Source organism: Novosphingobium sp. 18050, from assembly GCF_902706195.1.
Lineage (GTDB): Bacteria > Pseudomonadota > Alphaproteobacteria > Sphingomonadales > Sphingomonadaceae > Novosphingobium.
Map to the genome: position 1 here is coordinate 226085 of NZ_CACSJO010000004.1, position 25432 is coordinate 251516.

The window sequence follows — 25432 nt, forward strand, 5'->3', positions numbered from 1 at the left end:
GTGCAGGCGGAGACGACGGTTTTTTCCAACTCACCGGTATCAACTTACGAACAGCTGGTATCGGTGTTGGTGGGCGTAATGCCGGGAGTCAGGTTGCGGTCGTCGCGGATCATGAACGCAGCCTCGCGGTGGAAGCTGGGATTGCCCGCGAACATCGAGCCGAACAGCGGCTGATAGGTATAATAGATCTCGACGTACATCACCGCCGAGCCATCGACTGCGGTGATCAGCGGGTTGCCCATGCCGGCCAGTGTCGTGCCGGTCAGGCCGGTCCCGGTCTTGCCATACTTCGAATTGGCCTTGAGGCTACCTTTGCAGCGCTGCCAGTGGATGTACTGGCGCCCGGTCGCGGAATCGCGCTCCAGGCTGGAAAGGATGATCCGGCCATTGGCCTCGAAATTGAAGGCCGCCCCCTCGACAAGAGCGCCGGTCATGATCGAATCGATCTGGGTCTGGGTCACGGTGGGCGTCACCGCGCTGTTGTCCGTCTGGCCCAGGCGCGAGGCGTTGTCGGCAACCGAGGTGGCCATCTGCCCGATCTGCATGTTCACGGTCGCCATCGTCGCCAGTTCGGTGCCGTAAAAGCCCAGCGTGATGAGGACGGGCAGGATCAGCGCGAATTCGAGGAAGGAAACGCCGCGCCGGTCCTCGCGCAGCCGCTGCGCCAGCGAGCCCAGCCGCAGCATGGTACGGTCGGGAAGTCTCACGAACATATCCCCGCAGCCGAACCGTACTTCTCCTGAAGTGCGTAAGGCTGGTTCTTGCTGACCGCACTGGCGATCAGGGTGCGGGCGTTCTTCGCGTTGCTTACGAACGGGTTCACGAAGATCGGCGTGTAAGTCACGGTCACCGTGTAAAGCACGACGTCATTGGCGCCGCCATTGTCGGTGGTGCCGATGTCCGCATCCCAGCGACCGTTCTTGTTTTCGTCGGTGTAGCTTTCGGAATTGTCGCAGATACCGTTGCCGTTCTTGTCGTTCCACGCCTCGGCCCGCTTGATATCGGCGAAGTCGTAATAGCTGACGCGCTTACTGGTGACCGTTGCGCCCGGTGCCACGCCCTGGACCAGGCCGGTTACATAGGTATCCGCCTTGGCAGTGTCGGCGATTTCAAGGGCACCGATGCGTGCGGCCTGGTTCACCGCGCCGTGCAGCACCGCGTTGAGATAGGCCATGTGGCCCATGTCGTAGATGCCGATCAGCAGCATGAAGAGCACCGGCGCCGTTACCGCGAACTCGATCGCAGTCACGCCGCGCCGATCGCCCCGCAAGGCACGCAGCGCTTCACGCACGAGGGGCGCCCTCGTCACTCGACGACCCTCAACTCACCCACCTGCTTGGCGATTTCCTGGAACGCGGAGTTCAGCTCGGCGGCATTGCCCGCGACGTAGGAGCTGCTGTCCGAAGCGCAAGCCTTCAGGTCATCGTTCAGCGCCGCAGTGAAGGCCACGACCCAGATGCGGATGCCCTTGTCCTTGATCGCCTCGCACACAGCGCGGAAGCGGGCCGTATGGCGCGCCTCGTCGTTGGTGGTGCCGTCGCTGGTGACGCGGCGGTCCCAGTACTCCATGCCCCAGGCCTGCTGGATATAGGCGTTGGGCTCCATTTCGCCGTCGGTCATGAAGATGAGGTGACGCGCCACTTCGCCGCCGTTGTCGGGATCGTCGTTTACCAGGCCCCTCCACAGACCCTGCGGCGAAAGCATGCGCCCACCCCAGATCATGCCGATGTCGAGGTAGGTGCCACCGATCGGCGTAAGAGAATCCGCAACTTTGGCGAAACCGTCCTTGTCCATCGCTTTGAGCAACTGCGCCTCGGCCGGGCAATACAGTGTCGTCTTGGCGCCGTAGGCAGAGTTGCTCGTCGTGTATCGGTTCGAACTGGTATATCGGTAATAGGCGACTTCCGGCCACATCGGCGCCCACTTGGTCTTGTCGTCCGAACCTGGAATCCCGTCGAGGTTGAGGTCGAGCGCGCCGGTCGGCGTGATGCCGGTGGCGGACGAATAGGAGAAGTTCGACTGCGCGATGGTGCTGCGTTCTTCGATGCAGCCTCCCCACGTCGACGAAACGTTGGCCCCGCCGCTGCCGGTGCGCGTCGTTACCTTGTTGAACTTCTTGTAGGCACTGGTGTCATAGGTCTCAGGCCGGTAATTGAAGGCGTAGGGACGCGTCGTGGTGCGCGAGTAAATGTAGTAAGACCCCGATTGACGGCAAGAGTATTCCGTCCGCTGCTGCTTCGACTGACCCGATACATCCGAAAAATCGGTCGTTGACGGCAAATCGGAACTACACTTCGAAGACGACGAATAGGATTTGCTCGAATAGAGCTTCCAGTCAGTGCTCGTATCGTTATCGTCGGTCGTGCCGGGTTCCCAAACGCGGGACTGGTACTGGCGCGAGTCGACAAGATAGCGCGGGTCGAGATCGTTGATCAGGCGGCCGACATTGACGGTCGAACTGAACGGCACGAAACCATAGCGCACGCGCGCGTTGCTGGCGCCGGTCGCGGCCGACATCGTCTGGTAAAAGTTCTTCACCGCCGCCCGCAGCGCCTCAATTCGCGTCTGCCCGCCCGAAAGCGAATTGGCCATCGAGCCCGTGGTATCGAGCACCATCATGATATCGGCATTGCCCACACCCATCGAACTGCCGCAGGTAACGGTGACGGTGATCGTTTCCTTGCCGAAGACACGCATCAGAAGCGTATCGAGCACGGTCGACGCCGTCGCTGTGATGGTGTTGCCGTCGTCGGAAGAAACGGCGTCGAACTTCGTCTGGCTCGTGGTCTGCGCGTTCTCGTTGTAGTTCGTCTTGAAATAAGCGTTGGCGGCATTCTTGGACGCGGTGTCCCAGCCGTTCGTGGTCACCGTGCGGCGGCCCGCCAGCACGCCGGCGTCACAGGCCGTCTGGAGCTGTTCCTTGGCGAGATAATTGCGGCTGAGATCGACGGCGGAGCCAATGACGGCAACTCCGACGAGCAAGCCGATCGCCGCGATGGGCAGTACGTTACCCGCTGTATCGCGCAGCAGTTCGCGGACCGGCCGCATGTCGATTTTTGGTGCTTGCCCCATCGTGTAAACCAGACTCGCTCTTGGAATTTCCCCGATAATCTCCGGGTCCTACCAGCAATGTCTTAAGGAAGTTTTCTGCCGTCACGGCGGGAACCAAAGCGGGGTGCCGCGCGTTGCCATGCCCGATCCGGGGATCGCGCGCGCCAGGGGCGCACGGTCCGCACTGGCACCGGCATCCCCGCACGGCCTTACAACGGCGCTGGATACCAAATGAAGAATGCGCGCAGTTTCGATTACCCGAAAACTTTATCCACCCTGCCATCCATTCTGCTACATGCCGCTCCCACGCTCCGGCACCGTACCCACGGCCTGCCGGCGCGATGCTTGCCTTCCGGCGGTTTCCCTGTCCTTGGCCCATTCGGGCCGGGCCGCAAGGAGACGATCCCGCGCCGCACTATCCACAACGTGCAGGAGGCAGCCATTGCCCAATGAATCGATCAGGATCCTGGCTGTCGACGACATTCGTGAGAATCTCGTCGCACTGGAGGCCGCGCTCGACCAGCCGGGCGTGGAACTGGTCACGGCGGCCTCCGGGTTCGAAGCGCTCGAACTGCTGCTGAAACACGAATTCGCGCTGGCCCTGCTAGATGTGCAGATGCCCGATATGGACGGCTTCGAACTGGCCGAACTGATGCGTGGAAACGAGCGGACGCGCGGCGTGCCGATCGTCTTCCTCACCGCCGTCGCCACTGACGAGCGCCGCAAGTTCCGCGGTTTCGAGACCGGCGCAGTCGACTACCTGCTCAAGCCGCTCGACATCACCGTGCTCAATTCCAAGGTTGCAGTCTTCGTGGAACTGGCCCGCCAACGCCGCGAAATCGCCTCGCAGCGCGATGAACTGGGAGCCGCGCTGGGCCGCCTGCGCGCGCACGGCGACAATTCGCCGCTGGCCATGCTGGAGATCGATTCTACCCTGCGGATCGTCGGCTGGTATCGCAGCGCCGAACGCATGGTCGGCTACACCGCCGCCGAGATGCTCGGCCTGGCCCTTGCCGATGCGCCGTTTCTACCCTCGAACGGCGGCCGTGAGGAATTTTTGGCCGGCATGAACGCGCTGCTGACCGGCGGAGACCGCCGCGCCATGCAGCAGCACCGCTTCACCCATGCCGACGGCACCCTGCGCGAGGGTGAGTGGTACTGCTCCTCGCTGGCGCCCTCGCTCGCGGGAGGCGGCCTGCGCCCCGGCAGCGTGATGATCGAACTGCTCGACGTAACCGAGCGCCGCCGCGCCGAGGACACCCAGCGGCTGCTGATCGGCGAGTTGAACCACCGGGTCAAAAACACCCTCGCCACGGTCCAGGCGATCGCCTCGCAGGGGTTTCGCCATGCCCGCTCGGAAAAGGATTTCCAGGACGCTTTCACCGGGCGCCTCCAGGCGCTCTCGCGCGCCCACTCGATGCTCAGCGCCACGACCTGGGAAAGCGCGCGTCTGCGCCACCTTATTGCCGACCAGGTCGCTATCGGCGCGGTGAGCGAGGACCGCCTGCTGCTCGCCGGCCCGGATGTCGACCTGCCGCCCGAACTGGCGCTGCGTTTCTCGCTGATCTTCCACGAACTGGCGACCAATGCCCACAAGCACGGCGCACTGTCGAATGCCACCGGCACAGTGCATCTGGTCTGGCGGCTGGAAGCGGGCGTGCTCGAACTCGAATGGGCGGAACACGGCGGCCCGCCCGTCGCCCCGCCCGAACGGCGCGGCTTCGGCTCCACCCTGATCGAGCACAGCATGGCGGCCGATGGCGCGCACATCACGTCCGACTTTGCTCCGGAAGGCGTCCGCTGGACGATGACCCTGCCGCTGGTCGCCCCCGTTGAAGATCCTGCCGAGCACGAGGCGCCCCTGCCCATCCCCGCACAGCCCGCCTACGATTCGGCACCCCCGTTCCAGCCTGCCGACACACTGCCCCCCTTGCGCATCCTCGTGGTCGAGGACGAACCGCTGGTGGCGATGGAACTGATGATGGAGATCGAGGACGGCGGCGCGATTGCCATCGGCCCGGCAACTTCCTGCGAGCAGGCGCTGGCCATGATCCGCGACGGGCGGCCCGACGCCGCCCTGCTCGACGGCAACCTGAACGGCGAAAAGATCGACCCCGTGGCCGACATGCTCGCCGCGCACGATACCCCTTTCGCCTTCGTCAGCGGATACGACCGGGATCACTTGCCGCAGGGCCACGGCGCCCGCCCAATGCTGGGCAAACCGTTCATCGGAGCGGACGTGCGCTCCATGCTGCGCCGCCTTGCCGAAGAAGCGGGCGCCGCCGTACGCTGAAGGCTATCCCCATCGCCGGGTGACGCGGCGCATCGCTGCGGCTATCGTGTGGAAATGCGCCAAACTCCGTCCGTTCTCTTCGTCTGCCTCGGCAATATCTGCCGCTCCCCCCTCGCCGAGGCCGCCTTGCGCCGCGAGGCGGAAGCAGCGGGTCTCGACATTCTCGTCGATTCGGCCGGAACCGGCTCCTGGCATGTCGGCAAGGGCCCCGACCCGCGTTCCTGCGCCGAGGCGCAGCGCCACGGCATCGACATCAGTTCCTACCGCGCCCGTCAGGCGAAGCCCGAGGACTTCGCCCGATTCGACCGCATCGTCGCGCTGGACGCCGCCAATTACGCCGACCTCCAGCGCATCGCCCCGCGCCATCCCCATGCGAAACTGTCGTTGCTGCTGGACCATGTCCCGGGATTGGAAGGTCAGGACGTCGCCGATCCCTATTACGGCGGCCCCGAAGGCTTCGAGGAGACCTGGCAGCAGGTAAACGCAGCAGCGCGTCAACTGGTGACAGAGCTGAGTCGTTAAAGGCGCCGCAGCCAGTATTGCATCGGTTTGGGTGTATCGCCCTCGTCCCGGTGGTCTTTCCAGGCGAATTCGGTGACGAAGCCTTCGACCGGCTCATAGCCGCGCTTTTGCCAGAACGGGCCAAGCGGACGATAGTCCGCCGGGCGGTCGGGATGATCCAAGGGCCGGATCACTACCGCGAACGTCGCGGCCTGCGCGCCGCAGCGCCGAGCCTGCGCCTCACGGTGATCGAAGAAGGCATGGCCGATGCCCTGCCCGCGATATTCGGGCAGCAGCACGGATTCGCCGAAATAGAACAGGCTTTCGACATCGAGCCCGCGCGCTGCGAAAGGCGCGCGAAACTGCGCCTTCTGCGCCGCCATCGGCGAGCCCGTTGCCGCTCCGACGATCCGCCCGTCGTCGCGCGCCGCCACAAGAACGGCGCTGGGCGCCTCAACGAATTCACGCAGGTAGTCGGCCTCGTAGCCTACGTCGCCGTCATAAAGGTAAGGCCACCGGGCGAAAACGGTCATCCGCAAGGCCGCCAGATCATCGATCGCGGCAAGCACTTCGTCGCCATTGAGAGTATCGATTGTAACGGTCATGCCGCAGGCTAGCGCGGCTTCGTCCACGCTGCCATCCTTGCCCGGTTTGCTTTTGACGCCGCTTCCACTATATGCCCGCTCGAATGCCCCGGCCGATAAAGTCGCCAAAGCGGCTCGATCGCGTCGGGGTTTGCTCTTTTGTCGTTTCAAGGACCACGCGCATGTCCCGTCGCCGCCAGATCTACGAAGGCAAGGCCAAGATCCTCTATGAGGGCCCCGAGCCGGGCACGCTGATCCAGTATTTCAAGGACGATGCCACTGCGTTCAACGCGCAGAAAAAGGGCACGATCCAGGGTAAGGGCGTGATCAACAACCGCATCAGCGAGTATGTGTTCACGCGCCTCAACCACATCGGCGTACCGAACCACTTCATCCGCCGCCTCAACATGCGCGAGCAGCTGGTCCGCCAGGTCGAGATCATCCCGATCGAGGTCGTGGTGCGCAACGTGGCGGCCGGCTCGATCTCCAAGCGCCTCGGCATTCCCGAGGGCGAGATGCTGCCGCACACGCTGATCGAATACTACTTCAAGGACGACGCGCTGGGCGACCCGCTTGTCTCCGAAGAACACATCGCCTGCTTCGGCTGGGCCAACCACGACGAGATGCAGGACATCGCGGCGATGGCCATCCGCGTGAACGATTTCATGGCGGGCATGTTCGCGGCGATCAACATCCGCCTCGTCGACTTCAAGCTGGAGTTCGGCCGCATCTGGGACGGCGATTACAGCCGCGTGATCCTCGCAGACGAGATCAGCCCCGATGGCTGCCGCCTGTGGGACATGATCACCGGCGAAAAGCTGGACAAGGACCGCTTCCGCCAGGACCTCGGCGGCGAGGAAGAGGCCTATCAGGAAGTCGCCCGCCGTCTCGGCCTGCTGCAGGATGACAGCGGCCCGAGCGAGGTTCTGGACCTGACCAAGCACCGCAAGCTGCGCGGCAAGTAAATCCGCCTTCCGGTTACGAAAAAGCTCGGTACGCCACCTGCGCGCCGGGCTTTTTCATGCCTGCGGCGATCACCTCGCCCCTTGCCATCCTTGGCCTGGGCGGGCAGTCCTTGACGCGATGAGAGCTTCCCTGATTGCTATCCTGATCGTGCTGGCGCCCGCGCCGCTGGCCGCCAAGGACAAGCCCCCCCGCCCCGCTACGACCCGCGATCACACTGCTTGGGCGTTCGAGCACAGCGACGTGCCGGTCGACCCGGATTTCCGCTTCGGCCGCCTGGCCAACGGCATGCGCTACGTGATCCGTCATAATGCCACGCCCGCCGGAACCGGCATCGTGCGCATGGACGTGAACGCCGGCTCGCTCGACGAATCGCAACAGGAACAGGGCTTCGCGCACTTCGTCGAACACATGGCCTTCAACGGCTCCACCCGTGTTCCCGAAGGCCAGATGGTCCCTCTGCTCGAACGCGAAGGGCTGGCTTTCGGCGCGGACACCAATGCCTCCACCGGGTTCGACCGCACCCTCTACAAGCTGGACCTGCCCCGCAGCGATCCGGCCCTGCTCGATACCGCGCTGATGTTGATGCGCGAGACGGCAAGCAACCTGACGATCTCACAGGCCGCCATCACCCGCGAACGCGGCGTCGTGCTGGCCGAAATGCGCGACCGCAATTCCTGGGCCCTGCGCAACGCCATAGCCACGACACAGTTCTTCTACCCCGGTGCCCGCTATGCCGAGCGTTTCCCGATCGGCACTGTCGAAACACTGAACGCCGCGAATGCCGAAACCCTGCGCGCCTTCTACGAGCGCGAATACGTGCCCGCCCATGTCACGCTGGTCGTCGTCGGCGATTTCGACGTTGCGGCGGTAGAAGCCGGGATCGTGCGCCATTTCGGCGACTGGGCGGCGAAACCGGCCGATCCCCAGCCCGATGCCGGCCCAATAAAGCCAAAGGACCGCGACCGCGCCGCCGTATACCTCGATCCCGCACTGGCAGAGCGCATCACCGTCCAGCGCAACGGCAAGTACCAGGACGAGCCGGACAGCCTCGCCCAGCGCCGCGAGGGACTTCTGCGCTCTATCGGCTATAACATCGTCAACCGCCGCCTCCAGCGCCTCTCGCGCGGCGCCGAGCCGCCGTTTCGCGGTGCTGGCTTCGGCACGGGCGACGTGTTCGAGGCGGCTCGCTCGACGCGGCTCATCATCGACACCGTCGACGGCAAGTGGCGCGTCGGCCTCGACGCCGCGGGACGCGAATACCGCCGCGCGCTGGCTTACGGATTCGAGGCGGGCGAAGTCGCCGAACAAGTGGCGCAGGTGCGCACCGCTCTGACCAACGCGGCGGCCTCTGCCGGCACGCGCAGCAATGCCGCGCTGACCCAGCTGGCGCTCACCTTGGTCGACGACGAACTGGTCCCCGCCACGCCAAAGTCGGGACTGGAGCGCTTCGAGGCCTACGCCGCGCAGATCACGCCCGATGCCGTGCTGGCCGCGATGAAGCACGAGGCGCTGGCTCTCGACAAGCCGCTGATCCGCTTCCAGGGCAGGCAGGCTCCCGAAGGCGGCGCTACAGCACTGCGCACGACCTGGCGCGAGGCTATGCGTGCAAAAGTCGGCCGCGAAACCAAGGCCGCCGCGACAACGTTCGCCTATACCGATTTCGGCACGCCGGGCGCGGTGGTCAGCGACACGCGCACCCCGGACCTCGCCATCCGCGAAGTGCGCTTCGCCAACGGGGTGATGCTCAACCTCAGGAAGACCGACCTCGAAACCGACCGTATCCGCGTCAGCCTTGCGATCGACGGCGGCGACATGCTGGACACCCGAGCGAACCCGCTGGCGAGCGAGATGGTCCCCTATCTGGACGAAGGCGGACTTGCGCTGCACAGCCGCGACGACCTCGATTCGATCCTAGCCGGGCGCACCGTCGGCTTCGGCTTTTCGCGCGGAGAGGCCAGTTTCGATTCGCGCGTCGCCACCACCCCGCGCGACCTCGAATTGCAATTGCAGCTGCTCACCGCCCTGATGACCGCGCCCGGCTATCGGCCGGAGGGCGAGGTCCAGTATCGCCAACAGATCAACAACTACTTCGCGCAGGTCCGCGCCGCCCCCGGTTCGGCGCTCCAGGCCGACCTCGGCGGCATCCTCTCGGACAACGATCCGCGCTTTTCGCTGCAGAAGGTCGAGGATTACCGCCAGCTCACCTATGCCCGCCTGCAGAAGGACATCGGCGAGCGCCTCGCGCACGGCGCCATCGAGGTCGGCGTGGTTGGCGACATCGACGAGGACAGGACCATCGCCCTCGTCGCCGCGACGCTGGGCGCCCTGCCCGCCCGCGAACCGGCGTTCCGCGCCTATGGCGACCAGCCGCCGCGCCTGTTCACCGGCGACCGCGCCCCCCGCGTGATCCGCCATACCGGCCCGGCCGACCAGGCCCTGCTGCGCATCACCTGGCCGACCCGCGACGATGCCGACCCGGTGGAAGCGCTGGCGCTGGAGATGCTGGAGCGGGTCATGCGCGTGGAACTGACCGACCAGCTTCGAGAGGCGCTGGGCAAGGCCTATTCCCCCTCTGCGTCGAGTTCACTCTCGCACGAGTGGAAGGGCTACGGCGTGTTCGCCGTCAACGCCTCGGTCGATGTATCGGAAGTCACCGCCACCCGCGCCGCGATCCGGCAGGTGGTGGACGAACTGCGCGCCGCGCCGATCAGTGAGGACATCCTGCACCGCGCCCGACAGCCGCTGGTCGAAGGGCTGCAGAACGCGCTGAAGAACAACGGCGGCTGGATGGCACTGGTCGAACACGCCCAGACCCAGCCCGACCGGATCGCGCGATTCGAAAAGGCAAAGGAACGCGTTTTGGCCCTGACCCCTGCGGACGTTCAGGCGATGGCCAAACGCTACCTCGCGCCGGATGCGGGGCTGGAAGTGCTGGTGCTGCCCGAGGGGGTGGCGGTTCCGAAACGCTGACCACACCCCTCGTCAGCGTCACCGCGCGTGATTCGGTCTTGTCGGCTTGCCCACCCGGTCCGCCCAATCGACGATGAGGTCGTCGTAAAGGGTCTGGTCGATCAGGTCGTACTTCTCGGGGAAATTGGTGAAAGCCCCCATCGCGCTGGCAACCGATCCTGTCTCCATCAGCTCGCGCGCCATCTTGAGGTGATTGACAGCCGCCGAGACCCAGCCCCATCCGGTGGACAGAGTGAAGCGAGTATCCGGCAGGTTGAAGCCCAGCGTGCATACCGGGATCTTCATATGCGGGATCACCTGCATCTGCTGCTCGGGCGGCGCACTGGCGAAGACCACCGTGTCCGCCCCGGCCTCGGCATAAGCGTGTGCCCGCCGGATCGCCTCTTCGATAGAGCCGGTGCCGCCGCCCCCATTTGCGCTGGTATAGAGTTCGTCGCAGCGCGCGATGATGACGAGGCCCGAGTCGCCGCGCGCCTTCACACCTGCCTCGATCCGGCACTGCATCTCCTCGATCGAGCATAGTCCGTTGACGTGCTTGGAGTGCTTGGGGTTCACCTCGTCCTCGACGTGGTAGCCGGCGATCCCCGCCGCGACGTACATCTTGGTGAGGCGATAGGCATCGGCCACCGTTTCCCCCAAGGTATCGGCATCGGCGACGAGCGGGATATCCATGGCCTGGGCGATGCGCCCCGCCTGCTCGATCTGCTCAATCTGGCTGAAGCTGCCATTGTCGGGCACGGCATAGTGGAAGGCCGAGCAGGCATGGCCGCCCAGATAGGCCGCCTTGAAGCCGACATGTTCGACGATACGGCCGGTCAGCGCGCTATAGGCTTCGGCGGCGACGAAATGCTCGCCGTTTTCTATAAGTGCACGCAGCTTCTCGCCCGGTGTCGGCATCGTCTCGTCTCCCTCTTTTGCAGGAGGGCTCGCACGGCGATCCAAGGCTGGCAAGCGCGCGCGCCTGCCGCCTCAACGTATCGGCGGGGCGTTACGCCGCCGGGGCCGATTGCCCGATGCGTTCAAGCGCGGGGACCAGTTCGCCAAGGTGACCGATCACCGCCGCTGCGCCCATGTCCTCGGGTGTCATGTCGCTGAAGCCGAAGCCCACAACCACGCAGGGTAGCCCGGCAGCCGCTGCGGCGCGGGTGTCGTAGGTCGTGTCGCCGACATAGGCCGCCCTGCCTTCGGTCCCGGCGCGTTCGAGCATGAGGTGCAGCAGGTCCGGCTTCGGCTTGGCCCGGCCCGGACCCAGCGTATCGCCGCCGATGACGGTGTAGAAACGATCCGACAGCCCAAGCTCGTCGAAAATCTTCACCGCAAAGCGCTCCAGCTTGTTGGTGACGACTGCGATCTTCACACCCTTTGCCGCCAGGGCATCGAGCATGGCCTCACCGCCGGGGAACAGCCGCGTCTCGACTGCGATGTTCGCCTCGTAATAGGTCAGCAGCGCATCGTGGAGTTCCTCGAAGCGTGCGTCGTCCACTGCGCCGCCCGTCGCTACCATTGCGTTGGCAAGCATCTTGCGCGCGCCGCCGCCGACGAAACCGCGCACTTCGGAGATCGGCACCGAACGCCGCCCCTCCAGCGAGAGCGCATGGTTCACCGCGTGACCAAGATCACCGAGGCTGTCGAGCAGGGTTCCATCGAGGTCGAAACCGACGATTTGAAAGGGAAATGCAGTCATCTCGCCTGCAGTGGCGGCTTGGTGTGGAAACCGCAACAATTTGCTGGCAGGAGTACCCCCATGACTTCTGCCAGTACCCCGCTCGCAGCGCCTCCCGGCGCGCCCTTGGCCACTGTCGTCCTTGCCGCCGGCAAGGGCACCCGGATGAAGAGCGACCTGCACAAGGTGCTCCATCCGATCGCCGGGCGGCCAATGCTGGAACACCTGCTGGCTAACGCACAGGCGCTGGCACCGCAGCGGCAGGTCGTCGTCGCAGGGCACGGTCGCGAGCAGCTGCAGAAGGCGCTGGGCACGCGCGCCGCAATCGCCGTGCAGGACCCGCAGCTGGGCACCGGCCACGCCGTGCAACAGGCTGAAGGCGCGCTGGCCGGCTTCGACGGCGATGTGCTGATCCTCTACGGCGACGTGCCTTTCGTGCGAGCCGAGACCATGCGCGCGATGATCGAGCGGCTCCATGCCGCCGATGCGCCGGCCGTGGTCGTACTGGGCTTCGAACCTGCCGACCCGCTGCAATATGGCCGCATCCTCGCCCATGACGACGGGCGCATCGCCATGATGGTCGAGTACAAGGATGCCACCGACGAACAACGCGCCTGCACCCTCTGCAATTCGGGGCTGATGGCGGTCAAGTCGGGCGACCTGTTCGGCCTGCTTGCCAAAGTCGGCAACGACAATGCCAATGGCGAATACTACCTCGTCGACATCGTCAATATCGCCACTCTCGAAGGCCGGGCCTGCGCCGTCATCGTCACCGACGACGCGGACGAAGTGGGCGGCATCAACAGCCGCGCCGAACTCGCCGAGGCGGAAGGCCGCTGGCAGAAGAAGCGCCGCGTCGAGGCCATGGCCGATGGCGCAACCCTGATCGCCCCCGAAACGGTGTTCTTCTCCTGGGATACCAGGCTGGGACGCGACGTGACCATCGAGCCCAACGTCGTTTTCGCCCCCGGCGTAACCGTGGCAGACAACGTGACGATCCACGCCTTCTCCCACCTTGAGGGCGCCACCCTGGAAAGCGGCGTCGCCATCGGGCCTTATGCACGGCTTCGCCCCGGCGCGGTGCTCAAGGCCAACTCCAAGGTCGGCAATTTCGTCGAGATGAAGAACGCGGTGCTGGGCGAAGGCGCCAAGGCCAATCACCTGACCTACCTCGGCGACGCGGAAGTCGGCGCCGGCGCAAACATCGGAGCGGGCACGATCACCTGCAACTACGACGGCTATTTCAAGCACAGGACGGTGATCGGCGAGCGCGCCTTTATCGGCTCCAACAGCGCCCTTGTCGCGCCATTAAAGATCGGCGCCGACGCCATAGTCGCCGCTGGGAGCGCCGTAACGCGCGACGTAGCCGACGGAGAACTGAGGCTGGTGCGCGGCGAACAACTGGTCAAGCCCGGCTGGGCCGACCGTTTCCATGACGCGATGAAGAAGAAAAAGGCCGAGAAGAACGGCTGAAACCGGACGCCACGCCGGAGATCACCCCGGCGTGGCCGTCAATTGCCGATCAGGAGCCGATGGCCTTCCTGCGAGCAATATTACCCAGCTCGGCAAGCGCGATTTCGTTCTTGGGATCATATTGCAGCGACTGGGTGAACAGCTGCTGCGCCTCGTCGTACTGACCAAGCTGCGCCTTGTTGAAGCCCATGCCGCGAAGCGCCCGCGCCGCTACCGAAGCGTCGGGACCGCCGGTTGCCTTGTCGACGACAGCCCAGGCCTGCGCGAACGTATCGTAGCTCTTCTGCCAATCGCGGCGCGACTTGAAGAGTTCGGCATATTCGTTGGCGAAGTGGGCATTGCCCGGTGCCATCTGGCTCGCCTTGCGCAGTTCCGCCTCGGCCAGGTCGCCCCGGCCCATGTCGATCAGCGCGAAGCCCTTGCCGAAGTAAGCATCACACACCGCAGGGTCGACCGAAAGCGAACTGTCTGCTGCCGCCTCGCCCGCACGGCAAAGACGGTTGCGCGTATCTCCGTAGAGTTGCTGGTCGGTATGGGCGATGACCTGATCGAACATCTTCACCGCCTCCGCCTGCTTGCCGCGCCGGATCAGGTTGAAGCCCTGCTCGACACGGGCACCGGCGTCGAAACTTGCTTTGACCGGCTTGCCGCTTTCGAACGCGGCGGCGACCAGCGCGACCGGAGCAATCGACACAGTAGCCGGACCTTCCGCCTCGGCGGAACTGGCCTGCGCCGATCCCGCGAACAGCAGAGACAATGACCCTGTTAATACCAACGCAATTCTTGCGCTCATCGGCTATGTTCCTCTCCCCAAAACACCGATGCCGCGCCGGTCTGTGCCGGGCCCTGTAGTCGGACCAATCGTCAGACAGTGTTCGTTGAATTGGGGAGAATATCTTAACACTACGGTTTGACAAGTCGTCTTGCCACGATCACATCGCCGTTCGTCGCATTACCCTGCACTGTGAGCCGCGTAGTTCCGATACTTGTTGCCGCTGGAAAGCGACCGTTAACCCCCGCTGGTCCATGGTCTCGGCATGACACCCGATGCATCCCTGTTGAGCATGATATCGCGACGTGATATCGGATCGTCATGACTCGCATCCTCGCAGACCTTCCCGATGAAGACATAAGGTGGCTCGATGCGCGCGCGGCCCAGCAGGGCAAATCGCGCGCGTCGGTGCTGCGCGAAGCGGTAAGCGTCTACCGCGCCGAATCCTCGCAGGACTGGATTGCGCGGGGGGCCGGCTACTGGAAGAACCGCGACGATATCGGGGACGCCGTGGAATACCAGCGCACCCTGCGCGCAGACCGCACGGTCGACTGAAATCCTGGGCAATTCAAAGCAACGTGGCCGATCCGTTTTTCGACACCAACATCCTTATCGACTGGCTGAAGGATCGTCCTCAGGCTGCGGCGGAACTGTCGCGCTATGGCCGCCATCGGATCAGCCGTATCGTGTGGACCGAAATACTGGCGGGCGAACCGCCTGAAACCCGTCCCAGAGTACAGCAGTTGATCTCCTATTTCGACGTCGTCGAGATCGAGGCGCGCGCCGCCACGGCAGCAGCGGATATCCACAATCGCCTGAAGATCAAGTTGCTCGACGCCCTGATCCTGGCAACCGCGCAAGTGCACGGCGCCATTCTCGTTACACGAAATACCAAGGATTTTCCGGCAAGCATGCCGGGCGTCCGCGTCCCTTATACCCTCTAAAGAAAGCGCATACGCTCATGTGTGGCATCATCGGCATCGTCGGCAAGGAAGACGTGGCAGACCGCCTGGTCGACGGCCTCAGGCGCATGGAATACCGCGGCTATGACAGCGCAGGCGTCTGCACCATCCATGAAGACCAGCTCGTGCGCCGCCGCGCCGAGGGCAAGCTGCTAAACCTGGTAAAAGTCCTGGCGCACGATCCCGCGCCCGGCCTGACCGGCATCGCCCACACCCGCTGGGCCACCCATGGCGCGCCGACCGCCGCCAATGCCCATCCGCATGCCACCGCCGAACTGGCGCTGGTGCACAACGGCATCATCGAGAACTTCAAGCCCTTGCGCGAAAGCCTCGAATCGCGCGGTCGCAAGTTCGAGAGCCAGACCGACACCGAAGTCGTCGCCCATCTCGTCTCCGAACAGGTCGAGGCCGGCCTGTCGCCGCAGGACGCAGTGAAGGCCGCTTTGCCTCAACTGCGCGGCGCCTTCGCGCTGGCCATCGCCTTCCGCCGCTTTCCCGACATGCTGATCGGCGCCCGCCTCGGCTCGCCGCTGGTCGTCGGCTACGGCGACGGCGAAACCTACCTCGGCTCTGACGCGCTGGCCCTCGCCCCGCTGACCCAGCGCATCACCTACCTCGACGAAGGCGACTGGGTCGTCATCACCCGCGAGGGCGCGCAGATCTACGATGCGCAAAACAACCCGGTAACGCGCGAGATCGTCGCCTCGGGCGCCTCCGCCGTCGCCATCGAGAAGGGCAATTACCGCCACTTCATGCAGAAGGAGATCTTCGAGCAGCCCACCGTGGTCGCCCAGACCCTGCGCAGCTACCTGCGCCAGGTCGACCAGTCAGTCGCCCTGCCCCAGATCGACTTCGACCTAGGCGCGATCAACCGCATCACCATCGTCGCCTGCGGCACCAGCTATTACGCTGGCATGGTCGCCAAGTACTGGATCGAGACTTTTGCGCGCCTGCCCGTCGACATCGACGTGGCATCAGAGTTTCGTTACCGCGACCCGGTGCTGGAGGTGGGCGGCCTCGCGCTGTTCATCTCGCAGTCGGGCGAGACGGCGGACACCCTTGCCGCGCTGCGTCACTGCAAGGCGGCCGGCCAGACCATCGCCGTCGTCGTCAACGTGCCCACCAGCACCATGGCACGCGAGGCCGACCTGCTGCTGCCCACGCACGCCGGCCCGGAGATCGGCGTCGCGTCAACCAAGGCATTCACCTGCCAGCTCGCCGTCCTTGCCGCACTGGCGGCGCACCTTGCGGTCAAGCGCGGGCGCATGGACCGCTCTGAAGAGATGGAGGTCGTCCAGCACCTGCTGGCGACACCCGCCAGCCTCAACGCCGCGCTCGACCACGACGAAGAGATCGCCGCTATGGCCCACCTCATCGCTCCGGCCCGCGACGTGCTCTACCTGGGCCGCGGACCCGACTATCCTCTGGCCCTCGAAGGCGCATTGAAGCTGAAGGAAATCAGCTACATCCATGCCGAAGGTTATGCCTCGGGCGAGATGAAGCACGGCCCCATCGCGCTGATCGACGAGGCAGTGCCGGTGATCGTCCTCGCCCCGTCAGGCCCGCTGTTCGAAAAGACCGTCAGCAATATGCAGGAAGTGCGCGCGCGCGGCGGCAAGGTCGTCCTGATCTCCGACGCGGAAGGCATCGCCGAGGCCGGCGAAGGCTGCATCGCCACGATCGAAATGCCGCGCGTCCATCCCCTGATCGCCCCGCTCGTCTATGCGGTGCCGGTCCAGCTGCTGGCCTATCACGTCGCCTGCGTGAAAGGCACGGACGTCGATCAACCCCGCAATCTCGCCAAGAGCGTCACTGTCGAATAAGACGGGAAACGAACAGGAAGGACGGGGATTAGTAAAGAAGGCGAATAGCAAGAGGTTAACAGGACCGTCTTGCACATAACTATCTACGGGTAGATCCGCACCGGGTCGATTACTTAACCTCCCGCTAACCCTTTGAACGGTACCCCGTCACGCGTGAACATGAGGACTCCTGCCAGCAAAGCCCTACCGAAGGAGCTTCCGGTTCTTGCGGTACTTGGCCTGTCGGACCCCGCTGACGGGGATTGGGCACGGCTGCGCGGGCTCCAGTTCTCGGCGCTGCGCCGCACAACCTTCACCCGTATCGTCTCTCAGGCAGTAGCCGCGCTGGCCACGACCATGCTGCTTCTTGGCAGGGTTCACCCTCTTGCCATCGCCTCGTGGTTGGTGCTGCTCACGGTGACCCACTGCCACGGCTACCGCATCGATCGTTCGCTTGCCGACACCGATCGTCGCCACGTCACCCATGACGAGGTCAAGGCGCATATGCTTGGGTCCATCGGCAATGGACTGGCCTGGGCCCTGCCGCTGTGTGGACTGGCTATGTTCGTGGACCCGCAGACCCAGGTGAAGATCTGGACCGTGCTGGCCATGCTGATGGCGGCATCGGTGATCCTCAGCCCCGCAGTTCCGATGAGCACGCTGCTGTTCTCCGGTATCGTCGGCGGCGCGGCCATCACAACGTTCGTTCTACGCGGCAGCTACGACATGGCCGCGATCGCGATTCTGTTCATGGGTATCGTCCTGGTCGGCGCAATCGAGGGCGCCCGTCGCTACCTCACCGCGAAGATCGCCGAGGCCGGGATGGCCGAAAAGGACGAAGTCGTCTCGCTGCTACTGCGCGAATTCGAGGAAGGCCAGGCCGACTGGCTGTGGCAGATCGACACCGGCCGCCGGGTCCGCTCGGTCTCCCCGCGCTTCGCCTATGCACTGGACCGCGACGCCGCCGAAGCTGAGGGCATGCCTCTGGTCCAGCTCATCTCCGGCCCCGCCTGGGAAACCGGCCAGTTCCCCCCCAGCCTCCATGAACTGGCTGAACGGCTGAAGCGGCGCGAACCCTTCTCGAACCTGCTGGTGCGGGCGACGATCGACGGACAATCACGCTGGTGGGAGCTTTCCGGCACCCCCCGCATCAACGAAAACGGCGTTTTCGACGGCTTCCGCGGCGTTGGCTCGGACGTCACCGAGGCGCGTGAAAATTCCGACAAGATCGCCTGGCTCGCCCGCTACGATACCCTGACCGGCCTGCCCAACCGCATGATGCTGACCGAAACGCTGGCCGGCGCGCTCGACTATGCGGACAAGTGGCGCACGCGCTGCGCCTTCCTGATGATCGACCTCGATCGCTTCAAGGCCGTCAACGACACGTTGGGCCACCATGTCGGCGATCAGTTGCTGGCGCGCGTCTCGGAACGGCTCAAGGAGCAGATGAGCGAGAACGAGCTTTGCGGGCGCCTTGGCGGCGATGAGTTCGCGATCGTCATACGCGATGCATCCGACGCCAGGCAGATCGACCAGGTGGCCCGGCGCGTGATCCACCGCCTGTCGCAGCCTTACGAGATCGACCACCATACGCTGTTCGTGGGTGCCTCGATCGGCTCTGCCATGGGCCCGCGCGACGGCTCCAGCGTCGAGACGCTGATGCGCAACGCCGACCTCGCGCTCTATCGCTCGAAGGACACCGGCGGCAACACCCACTGCACATACGAGCCCGCGCTCCACGCCCATGCCGAAGAACGGCGCAAGCTGGAATTCGCGCTGCGCCGCGCGATGGACCGGAAGGAATTCCACGTCGTCTACCAGCCGGTGGTCGACGCGACATCCGAAGCCGTGCTCAGTTTCGAGGCGCTGCTGCGCTGGAACAACGCCGAGCATGGCGCGGTCAGTCCCGCCAAATTCGTTCCGCTGGCCGAAGATACCCGTCTCATCGTCCCCATTGGCGAATGGGTCCTGCGCGAAGCCTGCCGCGAGGCGATGAACTGGCCGCCGCATGTGCGCGTTGCCGTGAACGTTTCCGGCGAACAACTGCTCGACAGCAATTTCGCAGCCAGCGTCGTGGGGGCGCTTTCGGGTAGCGGCCTGCCCGCGCACCGGCTCGAGATCGAAGTTACCGAAAGCATCTTCCTGCGTGATGCCAGTCAGGCCCGCGCGGCGCTGGAACAGATCATGAGCCTGGGCTGCGCGGTGGCGCTCGACGATTTCGGCACCGGCTATTCCTCGCTCGGCTATCTGCGCAACCTGCGGTTCTCGACCATCAAGGTCGACCGCTCGTTCGTGCAGGGCGCGGCGACCGGCAATGCCGAAAGCCTCGCCATCATCCGCGCCGTCGTCGCCATGGCGGACAGTCTGGGCATGTCGACCACGGCAGAGGGCGCGGAAACCGAGAAGCAGGTGCAGGTGATCCGCAAGCTGGGCTGCCGCAAGATCCAGGGCTATTTCTTCGGCCGCCCGATGTCCCCGCACGACGCGAGGGGCCTGTTCAGCAGCCAGGGCCAAATCGACCGCCAGAGCGTAGCGTAAGCGCGGCGGGTCACACCCAGTTCATGCTGCAAGTGCGAGAACGCGCAGTCACATTTTTCGCGCGGAAACCTGTCCCCATGCCTGTTATCGGATGCCTGCTCCTGATCGTCCTGCCTTTGCTCGGCTTGGCCGGCGGCGGTTTCCTGTGGGGGGCAGAGGGGGCGAAATGGGGCGCAGGCAGCGGCTTCGCATTGGCGCTGGTCGTTTTCGGCGTGGGCTCTTACGCCTTCGTCAAGGGCATACGCGGGCGCTGAGCCCAAGACGCCGAGGCGTCAGCCAAATACGGCGACCGACTGCATCCCCGTAATCGCGGGCGTTCCATCGCCGCTCCACTGCATGATATGCTCGCTGGCGCCGCCATGCGCTGCGTGCTGGCTGGTAGAGCGGATCAGCCACCAGCCGTCGGCCGCCGCACGCGAATCCAGCATGTTGAGGTGCCACTGCATCGACGAGATCGGCACGCGGAACGACAGCAGCGGCCACACCGCCACCGGCAGCGCATCGCCGCACAGCACGGACTCGACTTCGGAGTGGAGGCCGTCCCGCTCACGCGGCCGGACCCACCAGCACAGGTCAGCCTCTCCGAGCAGCGCCTTCGGCATGGCGAAACGGACCTCGAAATGGTTGCGCAGGAAAGCCGGGGCCTGATCCATCGGCACCGGCGGCGCATCCGCCAGAGGGATCACCCCTTCGGGCAGCACATAATGATCGATGGAAAGCACGCTCTCGACAGGCCGCATAAAAACGAAACTGGCGGTGAAGCCAACCCCGCTCTCGCCGGTCAGTTCGGCAGCAACCCAAGTCGCGTTGCGCCCCTGCCGAAGCACTTTTGCCCTCGCCTCGACCCGACCGGCAAGCGGTGCGATCATCGACAGCTGGCCCGATCGCAGCGGTGCAAGGTCGTCCGAAACGCCCCGCGCCGCCGCCAGCGCTATGGCGGAGGTCAGCCCGCCATAAGCGGTACGCCCCTGCAGCCAGTCGTCTGTAATTTCGAGCGCAAAGCCGCCTTCCAGCGGCTCCGCTTCTGCAAGCATGGTGCCAAGGCCCAGCATCAGAACAGTTCCCTCAAAACAGGCGTGATCCGTTGGGCACCGTCTTGTCGGGAGAGAACAGGACCACCCTGCCCTCCTCGTCCGCGAAGCCCATAGTCAACACTTCGGACAGAGCCTTGCCGATCTGGCGGACAGGGAAATTCACCACTGCCGCCACCTGCCGCCCGACCAGCTCCTCGGGAGAATAGAGCGCGGCCACCTGGCCGACGCTCTTCTTCTCGCCGATGCCGGGACCGAAATCGATCCGTAAGCGGTAGCTGGGCCTCCGCGCGCCCTCGTAGACTTCCGCCGCGACCACGGTGCCGATGCGGATGTCCACTTTCAGGAAATCGTCGAAGCCGATCTCTTCGGCTGCGAGCGCGGCAGGGTCGTGGTCGAGGTGCATATCACTCCATTTCGAGGATGATCGCATCCACGCGCAGGCTTTCACCGGCCTTGGCGTTGACGGTCTTCACCGTGCCAGACTTCTCTGCCCGCAGGATGTTTTCCATCTTCATGGCTTCCACCACTGCAAGCGGCTGACCGGCCTCGACCTTGTCACCCTCGGCCACGCTGAGCGAAACCAGCAGGCCCGGCATCGGACAGATCAGGAAGCGCGAGAGATCCGGCGCGACCTTTTCGATCATGTGCCGGGTCAGCCCGACGATGCGGGTGGGCAGGCACTCGACCTTGTGGATCGCGCCGCGCGTGGTCATCCTGAAGCCGGTGCGGGTGGTTTCCAGTTTGAGAATCAAGTCCTCACCGTCGACATCGGCTTCCACGAAACGGTCGCCCGGCGTGTATTCAAGCGCGAGATCGACTTCCTCGCCGTTCACAGTCAGCAGGTCCTCGTCGAGTTCGACTTCGTGGACGGTGCCGCCGATGGTCACGGTCCAGGCGCTCGGCGGATCGAGCGGGCCGCCAAGCTGGCCTTCCACCTGACGCGCACGGTCGGACCGGGCAGTGGCGACGAACGCGGCGACGGCGGCCAGCTTCACCTTGAGGTCTTCCGAGGCAGGCGCGCCGTGGAAGCCATCAGGGTATTCCTCGGCGATAAAGCCAGTGGTCAGCTCGCCCGAGCGGAAGCGCGGGTGCTGCATGATGGCCGAGACGAAATCGATGTTGTGGCCCAGTCCCTCGATCTCGAATGCATCGAGCGCGGCGACCTGCTTGTCGGCGGCCTCGTCGCGAGTTTCGCCCCAGGTAATGAGCTTGGCGATCATCGGATCGTAGAACATCGAGACTTCGCCGCCTTCGTAGACGCCGTCATCCACGCGCACGCCGTCGATACCGCGGCGCCCGTTGGCTTCCTCGTCCTCGGTCCAACCGTCGACCGGCGGGTTGTAGCGCGACAGGCGCCCGGTGGAGGGCAGGAAACCGCGATAGGGGTCTTCGGCGTAGACGCGGTTTTCGATGGCCCAGCCCTCGATCTTCACGTCGTCCTGCGTCATCGCCAGCGGTTCGCCGGCGGCGACGCGGATCATCTGCTCGACAAGGTCGACGCCGGTGATCGCTTCGGTGACGGGGTGCTCCACCTGCAGACGGGTGTTCATTTCGAGGAAGTAGAAGCTCTCGCCGGTCGCGTCCGCGCCCGAGACGATCAATTCTACCGTACCGGCTGAGTAGTAGCCCACCGCGCGCGACAGGGCGACGCACTGCTCACCCATGGCCTTGCGCATCGCCGGGGTGACAAAGGGCGAAGGCGCTTCCTCGACCACCTTCTGGTGACGGCGCTGGATCGAGCATTCGCGCTCGTTCAGGTAAAGAATGTTGCCGTGCTTATCGCCCAGGATCTGGATCTCGATGTGGCGCGGGTTGAGGATGAACTTCTCGATGAAGACGCGGTCGTCGCCGAAGGAGTTCAGGCCTTCGCGCTTGGTCGCCTCGAAGCCCTCGCGGACGTCGTTTTCATTGTAGGCCAGGCGCATGCCCTTGCCGCCGCCGCCGGCCGAAGCCTTCATCATCACCGGATAGCCGATCTCGGCCGAGATGCGCACGGCATGCTCGGTATCCTCGATCTCGCCGACGAAGCCGGGGACGACGTTGACGCCGGCCGCCTTGGCGAGCTTCTTGGACTCGATCTTGTCACCCATCGCCGCGATCGCATTGACGGGCGGGCCGATGAACTCGATGCCCTCCGCGGCCAGCGCCTCGGCGAAGGAGGTCCGCTCGGACAGGAAGCCGTAGCCGGGGTGGACCGCTTCGGCGCCGGTCTGCTTGCAGGCGGCAATGATCTTGTCGGCGATCAGGTAGCTCTGCGCAGCAGGCGCGGGGCCGATGTGCACCGCCTCATCCGCCATCTGCACGAACGGCGCGCGGGCATCGGCGTCGGAATAGACGGCGACGGTCTGGATGCCCATGCGGCGCGCGGTCTTGATGACCCGGCAGGCGATCTCGCCCCGGTTCGCGATCAGGATTTTTTTGAACATGTAACCTCAAAGCCCCATTCAGCGTCATGCTTGTTATCGGTCGGAAACAGGAACTGCAGCGCCTGCGGTGCGAGCGTGTGATAGGCCGTTGCATGCGTCAGGTCCTCACGCGGGACGAGACAGACGCGCGAACCACCCGCAGCCGCGACGAGCTTGGCCGCTTGCGCGGTTTCCGGCCCTTCGTTGGAATACGTCAGGAACAGCGGACCGCGCGGCCGGTCGGCAGCAGTGAGGAGACCCGCAGCCGCTTTCGCCAGTGCGCCGTCCTCCCACCACAAGCTCGCGTCGATGGCGGCGTAGCGGCGGAACAGGCCGGGCTCGCGCAGCCAGGTCTCGGTGATGAACAGTCCGGCAAGCGATTCCCCGATCACGCCGTCATCGCCGTTGGTGCGATAATTTGCCTCGACCAGCGGCTTCACCCGGTCGCGCAGGAAAGCGCGGAAGGCGGCGGACTGCCCGGCGGTGGGATATTGCTTGTGCTGGCCTGCATTGCCGGGGCTGCCGATGAGTTCGGCTCGCCGGTCCTTGCTTTCGATCCCGACGACGATAACCGGCAGCGAACGCCCCCATACGGCGTTCAGCGCGCTGGTCCCGGCAATATGGAGGAAATCCTGCGAAAGCCCGCCGTCGATGAGATAGAGAACGGGGTAGCGCGTATCTCCGGCCGCGTACCCTTCGGGCAGGTAGACGTTGACCTGCCGCTGATCACCGGCCGCGAACGGCACGAGGCGGGTTTCGCCAATGGTGATCGGCGCCGCCTCGGGCGCGGCGGCGAAAGCGATGCCCGGAAGACAGGACAGCGCCAAAAGCGCCGCCCCGGCCCGGCAGGCCAGCCCCCCTGGCTTCCCCTTGCGCCGGGAATGACGGGGACGGCGGAAAATCACCGCTCCGACGATTTCAGGTAATCGCGCAGTTGCCCGGTGCGCGCCTGCGTCAGCTCGTGCAGGCAACCGTTCTGGAGCAGCGGCCAGATCGTGCCGCTCTGTTCGCGTGGGCCGTTTTCCGACAGGCACTGGGCGTCACGGTACGCCAGCCACTTGCGCTGCGAATCGAGCAGCCTGTCGAAAGCTCCGCTTGGACCGTGTTTGTCAGCGTCCCTGGCGGCTATGGCCGCACTTCCCCAGGCGGCGTTCAAATCCCGGTCGGCCGACTGGAAATCGCGGTACGAACAGATGTTCATATCCGCCTGCGTCATCGCATTGGCGCAGTCGACCGCAGGCTCTGCCGCCATGAGGAACAGCGTCCAGATCACTATTCGGCAGCTTCCAGCTTGGCGCAGCCCTTGGGCATGCGCTGGGCTTCCACCTGGCCCGGCGTCAGGTCGATGGCCATGGGCTTGATGCCCAGACGCGCGAACATCGCCAGGTCGTTGTCGTCGCCCGAATTGGGCGCGGTGAGCAGCTTGTCGCCGGTGAAGATCGAGTTCGCGCCGGCCATGAAGCACATCGCCTGCGTCATCTCAGACATCGATTCGCGCCCAGCCGAGAGGCGCACCATCGACAGCGGCATGGTGATGCGCGCCACCGCAACGGTGCGCACGAACTCCACGTCGTCGATCTTGGCAAGCGGGGTATCGGCCAGCATGTCGCCCAGCACGGTGCCCTTGACCGGCACCAGCGCGTTGACCGGCACCGACTGCGGGTGGTCCGGCAGCGTGGCTAGCGTGTGGACGAAGCCGACGCGGTCGGCGCGCGTCTCGCCCATGCCGACGATGCCGCCCGAGCAAACGTTGATGCCCGCCATGCGCACGTTCGACAGCGTGTCGAGACGGTCGTCCATGGTGCGGGTAGTGATGACCTGGTCGTAACGCTCGGGGGAAGTATCGATGTTGTGGTTGTAGTAATCGAGGCCCGCGTCGGAAAGCATATCGGCCTGATCCGGAGTCAGCATCCCCAGCGTCATGCAGGTTTCGAGGCCCATCGAGCGGACGCCCTTCACCATTTCGATGATGGCAGGCATGTCGCGGTCCTTCGGGTTGCGCCAGGCGGCGCCCATGCAGAAGCGGGTCGAGCCCTGATCGCGGGCCTGCGCGGCGCGCTGGAGGACCTGCTGGACCTCCATCAGCTTGGTCGCCTTGACGCCGCTGTCCGCCTTCACCGACTGCGAGCAGTAGCCGCAGTCCTCGACGCAGCCGCCGGTCTTGATCGAAAGCAGCGTCGAAAGCTGCACTTCGTTGGCCTTGTGATTGGCACGGTGAACCTCGGCTGCGCGAAACACCAGTTCGGTGAATGGCAGGTCGAACAGCTGCGCGATCTCTTCACGGGTCCAGTCGGTGCGAGCCAGAGTCGAGGCAGCGGTGGCGGTATCGGTCATAGTCATTCCTCAGGCGTGCATAGCGCAGGGGGGCGAAGCCAAAGCCCTGCCATAGAGCCCGACGCCGCCGCTTGCCAGTTCTCG

General features: G+C 64.9%; 23 protein-coding genes. 10 read left to right on the plus strand and 13 right to left on the minus strand.

Annotated elements, in window-relative coordinates; translation table 11 throughout:
- Nucleotides 1-44: 44 nt before the first annotated feature.
- From GVL61_RS06795 to GVL61_RS06805, 3 genes are read right to left on the minus strand one after another with little or no spacing between them, the layout of a single operon-like run.
- Nucleotides 45-707 (minus strand): TadE/TadG family type IV pilus assembly protein, encoded by a 663-nt coding sequence (locus tag GVL61_RS06795; protein WP_235037557.1) that lies wholly within the window; start codon nt 705-707, stop codon nt 45-47.
- Nucleotides 704-1309, minus strand: coding sequence for a TadE/TadG family type IV pilus assembly protein (locus tag GVL61_RS06800; RefSeq protein WP_235037558.1), 606 nt, complete (start codon nt 1307-1309; stop codon nt 704-706). Before GVL61_RS06800 ends, GVL61_RS06795 begins: the two co-directional genes overlap by 4 nt.
- Complete coding sequence (locus tag GVL61_RS06805) at nt 1306-3048, minus strand: VWA domain-containing protein (protein WP_159978304.1); 1743 nt, start codon at nt 3046-3048, stop codon at nt 1306-1308. The genes GVL61_RS06800 and GVL61_RS06805 overlap by 4 nt, the downstream gene beginning before the upstream one ends.
- 445 nt (nt 3049-3493) lie before the next feature.
- Between GVL61_RS06805 and GVL61_RS06810 the strand changes: the two genes are divergently transcribed.
- Both GVL61_RS06810 and GVL61_RS06815 read left to right on the plus strand, forming a co-directional pair.
- Nucleotides 3494-5344, plus strand: coding sequence for a response regulator (locus tag GVL61_RS06810; protein WP_159978306.1), 1851 nt, complete (start codon nt 3494-3496; stop codon nt 5342-5344).
- A gap of 54 nt (nt 5345-5398) precedes the next feature.
- Nucleotides 5399-5866 carry a low molecular weight protein-tyrosine-phosphatase gene (locus tag GVL61_RS06815; protein WP_159978308.1) on the plus strand — a complete coding sequence of 156 codons (468 nt, stop codon included), beginning with the start codon at nt 5399-5401 and terminating at the stop codon, nt 5864-5866.
- On the opposite strand, the gene GVL61_RS06820 is transcribed toward GVL61_RS06815, so the two are convergent.
- Entirely contained in the window at nt 5863-6450 is a 588-nt protein-coding gene (locus tag GVL61_RS06820) for a GNAT family N-acetyltransferase (RefSeq protein ID WP_159978440.1), read from the minus strand. The genes GVL61_RS06815 and GVL61_RS06820 overlap by 4 nt on opposite strands.
- 161 nt (nt 6451-6611) lie before the next feature.
- Between GVL61_RS06820 and purC the strand changes: the two genes are divergently transcribed.
- On the plus strand, nt 6612-7394 hold the full coding sequence (gene purC / locus GVL61_RS06825) for a phosphoribosylaminoimidazolesuccinocarboxamide synthase (RefSeq protein ID WP_043972592.1): 783 nt from the start codon (nt 6612-6614) through the stop codon (nt 7392-7394).
- A 118-nt stretch (nt 7395-7512) separates the two neighbouring features.
- Nucleotides 7513-10365 carry a pitrilysin family protein gene (locus GVL61_RS06830; protein ID WP_159978310.1) on the plus strand — a complete coding sequence of 951 codons (2853 nt, stop codon included), beginning with the start codon at nt 7513-7515 and terminating at the stop codon, nt 10363-10365.
- Between the two features lie 18 nt (nt 10366-10383).
- Here GVL61_RS06830 and GVL61_RS06835 read toward each other — a convergent pair whose 3' ends face one another.
- Together GVL61_RS06835 and GVL61_RS06840 are read right to left on the minus strand one after the other, a co-directional pair.
- Nucleotides 10384-11262: an oxaloacetate decarboxylase gene (locus tag GVL61_RS06835; protein WP_159978312.1), complete on the minus strand. Its 879-nt coding sequence runs from the start codon at nt 11260-11262 to the stop codon at nt 10384-10386.
- 91 nt (nt 11263-11353) lie between these two features.
- Nucleotides 11354-12049 carry an HAD family hydrolase gene (locus GVL61_RS06840; protein WP_159978314.1) on the minus strand — a complete coding sequence of 232 codons (696 nt, stop codon included), beginning with the start codon at nt 12047-12049 and terminating at the stop codon, nt 11354-11356.
- Between the two features lie 60 nt (nt 12050-12109).
- Here GVL61_RS06840 and glmU point away from each other — a divergent pair, with 60 nt between their 5' ends.
- A complete protein-coding gene (gene glmU, locus GVL61_RS06845) occupies nt 12110-13501 on the plus strand; it encodes a bifunctional UDP-N-acetylglucosamine diphosphorylase/glucosamine-1-phosphate N-acetyltransferase GlmU (RefSeq protein ID WP_159978316.1) in 1392 nt (463 codons plus the stop codon).
- A gap of 49 nt (nt 13502-13550) precedes the next feature.
- Here the strand turns inward: glmU and GVL61_RS06850 are convergent, their stop codons facing one another.
- Nucleotides 13551-14294: a lipopolysaccharide assembly protein LapB gene (locus GVL61_RS06850; RefSeq protein WP_159978318.1), complete on the minus strand. Its 744-nt coding sequence runs from the start codon at nt 14292-14294 to the stop codon at nt 13551-13553.
- A gap of 300 nt (nt 14295-14594) precedes the next feature.
- On the opposite strand from GVL61_RS06850, the gene GVL61_RS06855 reads away from it, so the two are divergent.
- The 5 genes from GVL61_RS06855 to GVL61_RS24740 all read left to right on the plus strand — a co-directional run bounded on the left by GVL61_RS06855 (nt 14595) and on the right by GVL61_RS24740 (nt 19829).
- Nucleotides 14595-14828 (plus strand): CopG family transcriptional regulator, encoded by a 234-nt coding sequence (locus GVL61_RS06855; RefSeq protein WP_159978320.1) that lies wholly within the window; start codon nt 14595-14597, stop codon nt 14826-14828.
- 23 nt (nt 14829-14851) lie between these two features.
- Nucleotides 14852-15217: a type II toxin-antitoxin system VapC family toxin gene (locus GVL61_RS06860; protein ID WP_159978322.1), complete on the plus strand. Its 366-nt coding sequence runs from the start codon at nt 14852-14854 to the stop codon at nt 15215-15217.
- A gap of 17 nt (nt 15218-15234) precedes the next feature.
- Nucleotides 15235-17058 carry a glutamine--fructose-6-phosphate transaminase (isomerizing) gene (gene glmS / locus GVL61_RS06865; protein WP_159978324.1) on the plus strand — a complete coding sequence of 608 codons (1824 nt, stop codon included), beginning with the start codon at nt 15235-15237 and terminating at the stop codon, nt 17056-17058.
- A 159-nt stretch (nt 17059-17217) separates the two neighbouring features.
- Nucleotides 17218-19575 carry a bifunctional diguanylate cyclase/phosphodiesterase gene (locus GVL61_RS06870; protein WP_159978326.1) on the plus strand — a complete coding sequence of 786 codons (2358 nt, stop codon included), beginning with the start codon at nt 17218-17220 and terminating at the stop codon, nt 19573-19575.
- Nucleotides 19576-19652: 77 nt separating this feature from the next.
- Nucleotides 19653-19829, plus strand: coding sequence for a hypothetical protein (locus tag GVL61_RS24740; RefSeq protein WP_200844877.1), 177 nt, complete (start codon nt 19653-19655; stop codon nt 19827-19829).
- Between the two features lie 18 nt (nt 19830-19847).
- Here the strand turns inward: GVL61_RS24740 and GVL61_RS06875 are convergent, their stop codons facing one another.
- From GVL61_RS06875 to bioB, 6 genes are all read right to left on the minus strand, one after another.
- Nucleotides 19848-20627, minus strand: a complete 780-nt coding sequence (locus GVL61_RS06875; protein WP_159978328.1) for a thioesterase family protein — start codon at nt 20625-20627, stop codon at nt 19848-19850.
- Between the two features lie 13 nt (nt 20628-20640).
- Nucleotides 20641-21012 (minus strand): tRNA-binding protein, encoded by a 372-nt coding sequence (locus GVL61_RS06880; RefSeq protein ID WP_159978330.1) that lies wholly within the window; start codon nt 21010-21012, stop codon nt 20641-20643.
- A gap of 1 nt (nt 21013) precedes the next feature.
- Nucleotides 21014-23035 (minus strand): acetyl/propionyl/methylcrotonyl-CoA carboxylase subunit alpha, encoded by a 2022-nt coding sequence (locus GVL61_RS06885; protein ID WP_159978332.1) that lies wholly within the window; start codon nt 23033-23035, stop codon nt 21014-21016.
- Nucleotides 23017-23841: an alpha/beta hydrolase gene (locus GVL61_RS06890; protein ID WP_235037559.1), complete on the minus strand. Its 825-nt coding sequence runs from the start codon at nt 23839-23841 to the stop codon at nt 23017-23019. The genes GVL61_RS06885 and GVL61_RS06890 overlap by 19 nt, the downstream gene beginning before the upstream one ends.
- A 74-nt stretch (nt 23842-23915) precedes the next feature.
- Nucleotides 23916-24287: a lysozyme inhibitor LprI family protein gene (locus tag GVL61_RS06895; protein ID WP_235037560.1), complete on the minus strand. Its 372-nt coding sequence runs from the start codon at nt 24285-24287 to the stop codon at nt 23916-23918.
- The gene (bioB, locus tag GVL61_RS06900; RefSeq protein WP_159978334.1) at nt 24287-25348 is read right to left on the minus strand and encodes a biotin synthase BioB; all 1062 of its coding nucleotides are present in this window, start codon (nt 25346-25348) and stop codon (nt 24287-24289) included. Before bioB ends, GVL61_RS06895 begins: the two co-directional genes overlap by 1 nt.
- Nucleotides 25349-25432: the final 84 nt, after the last annotated feature.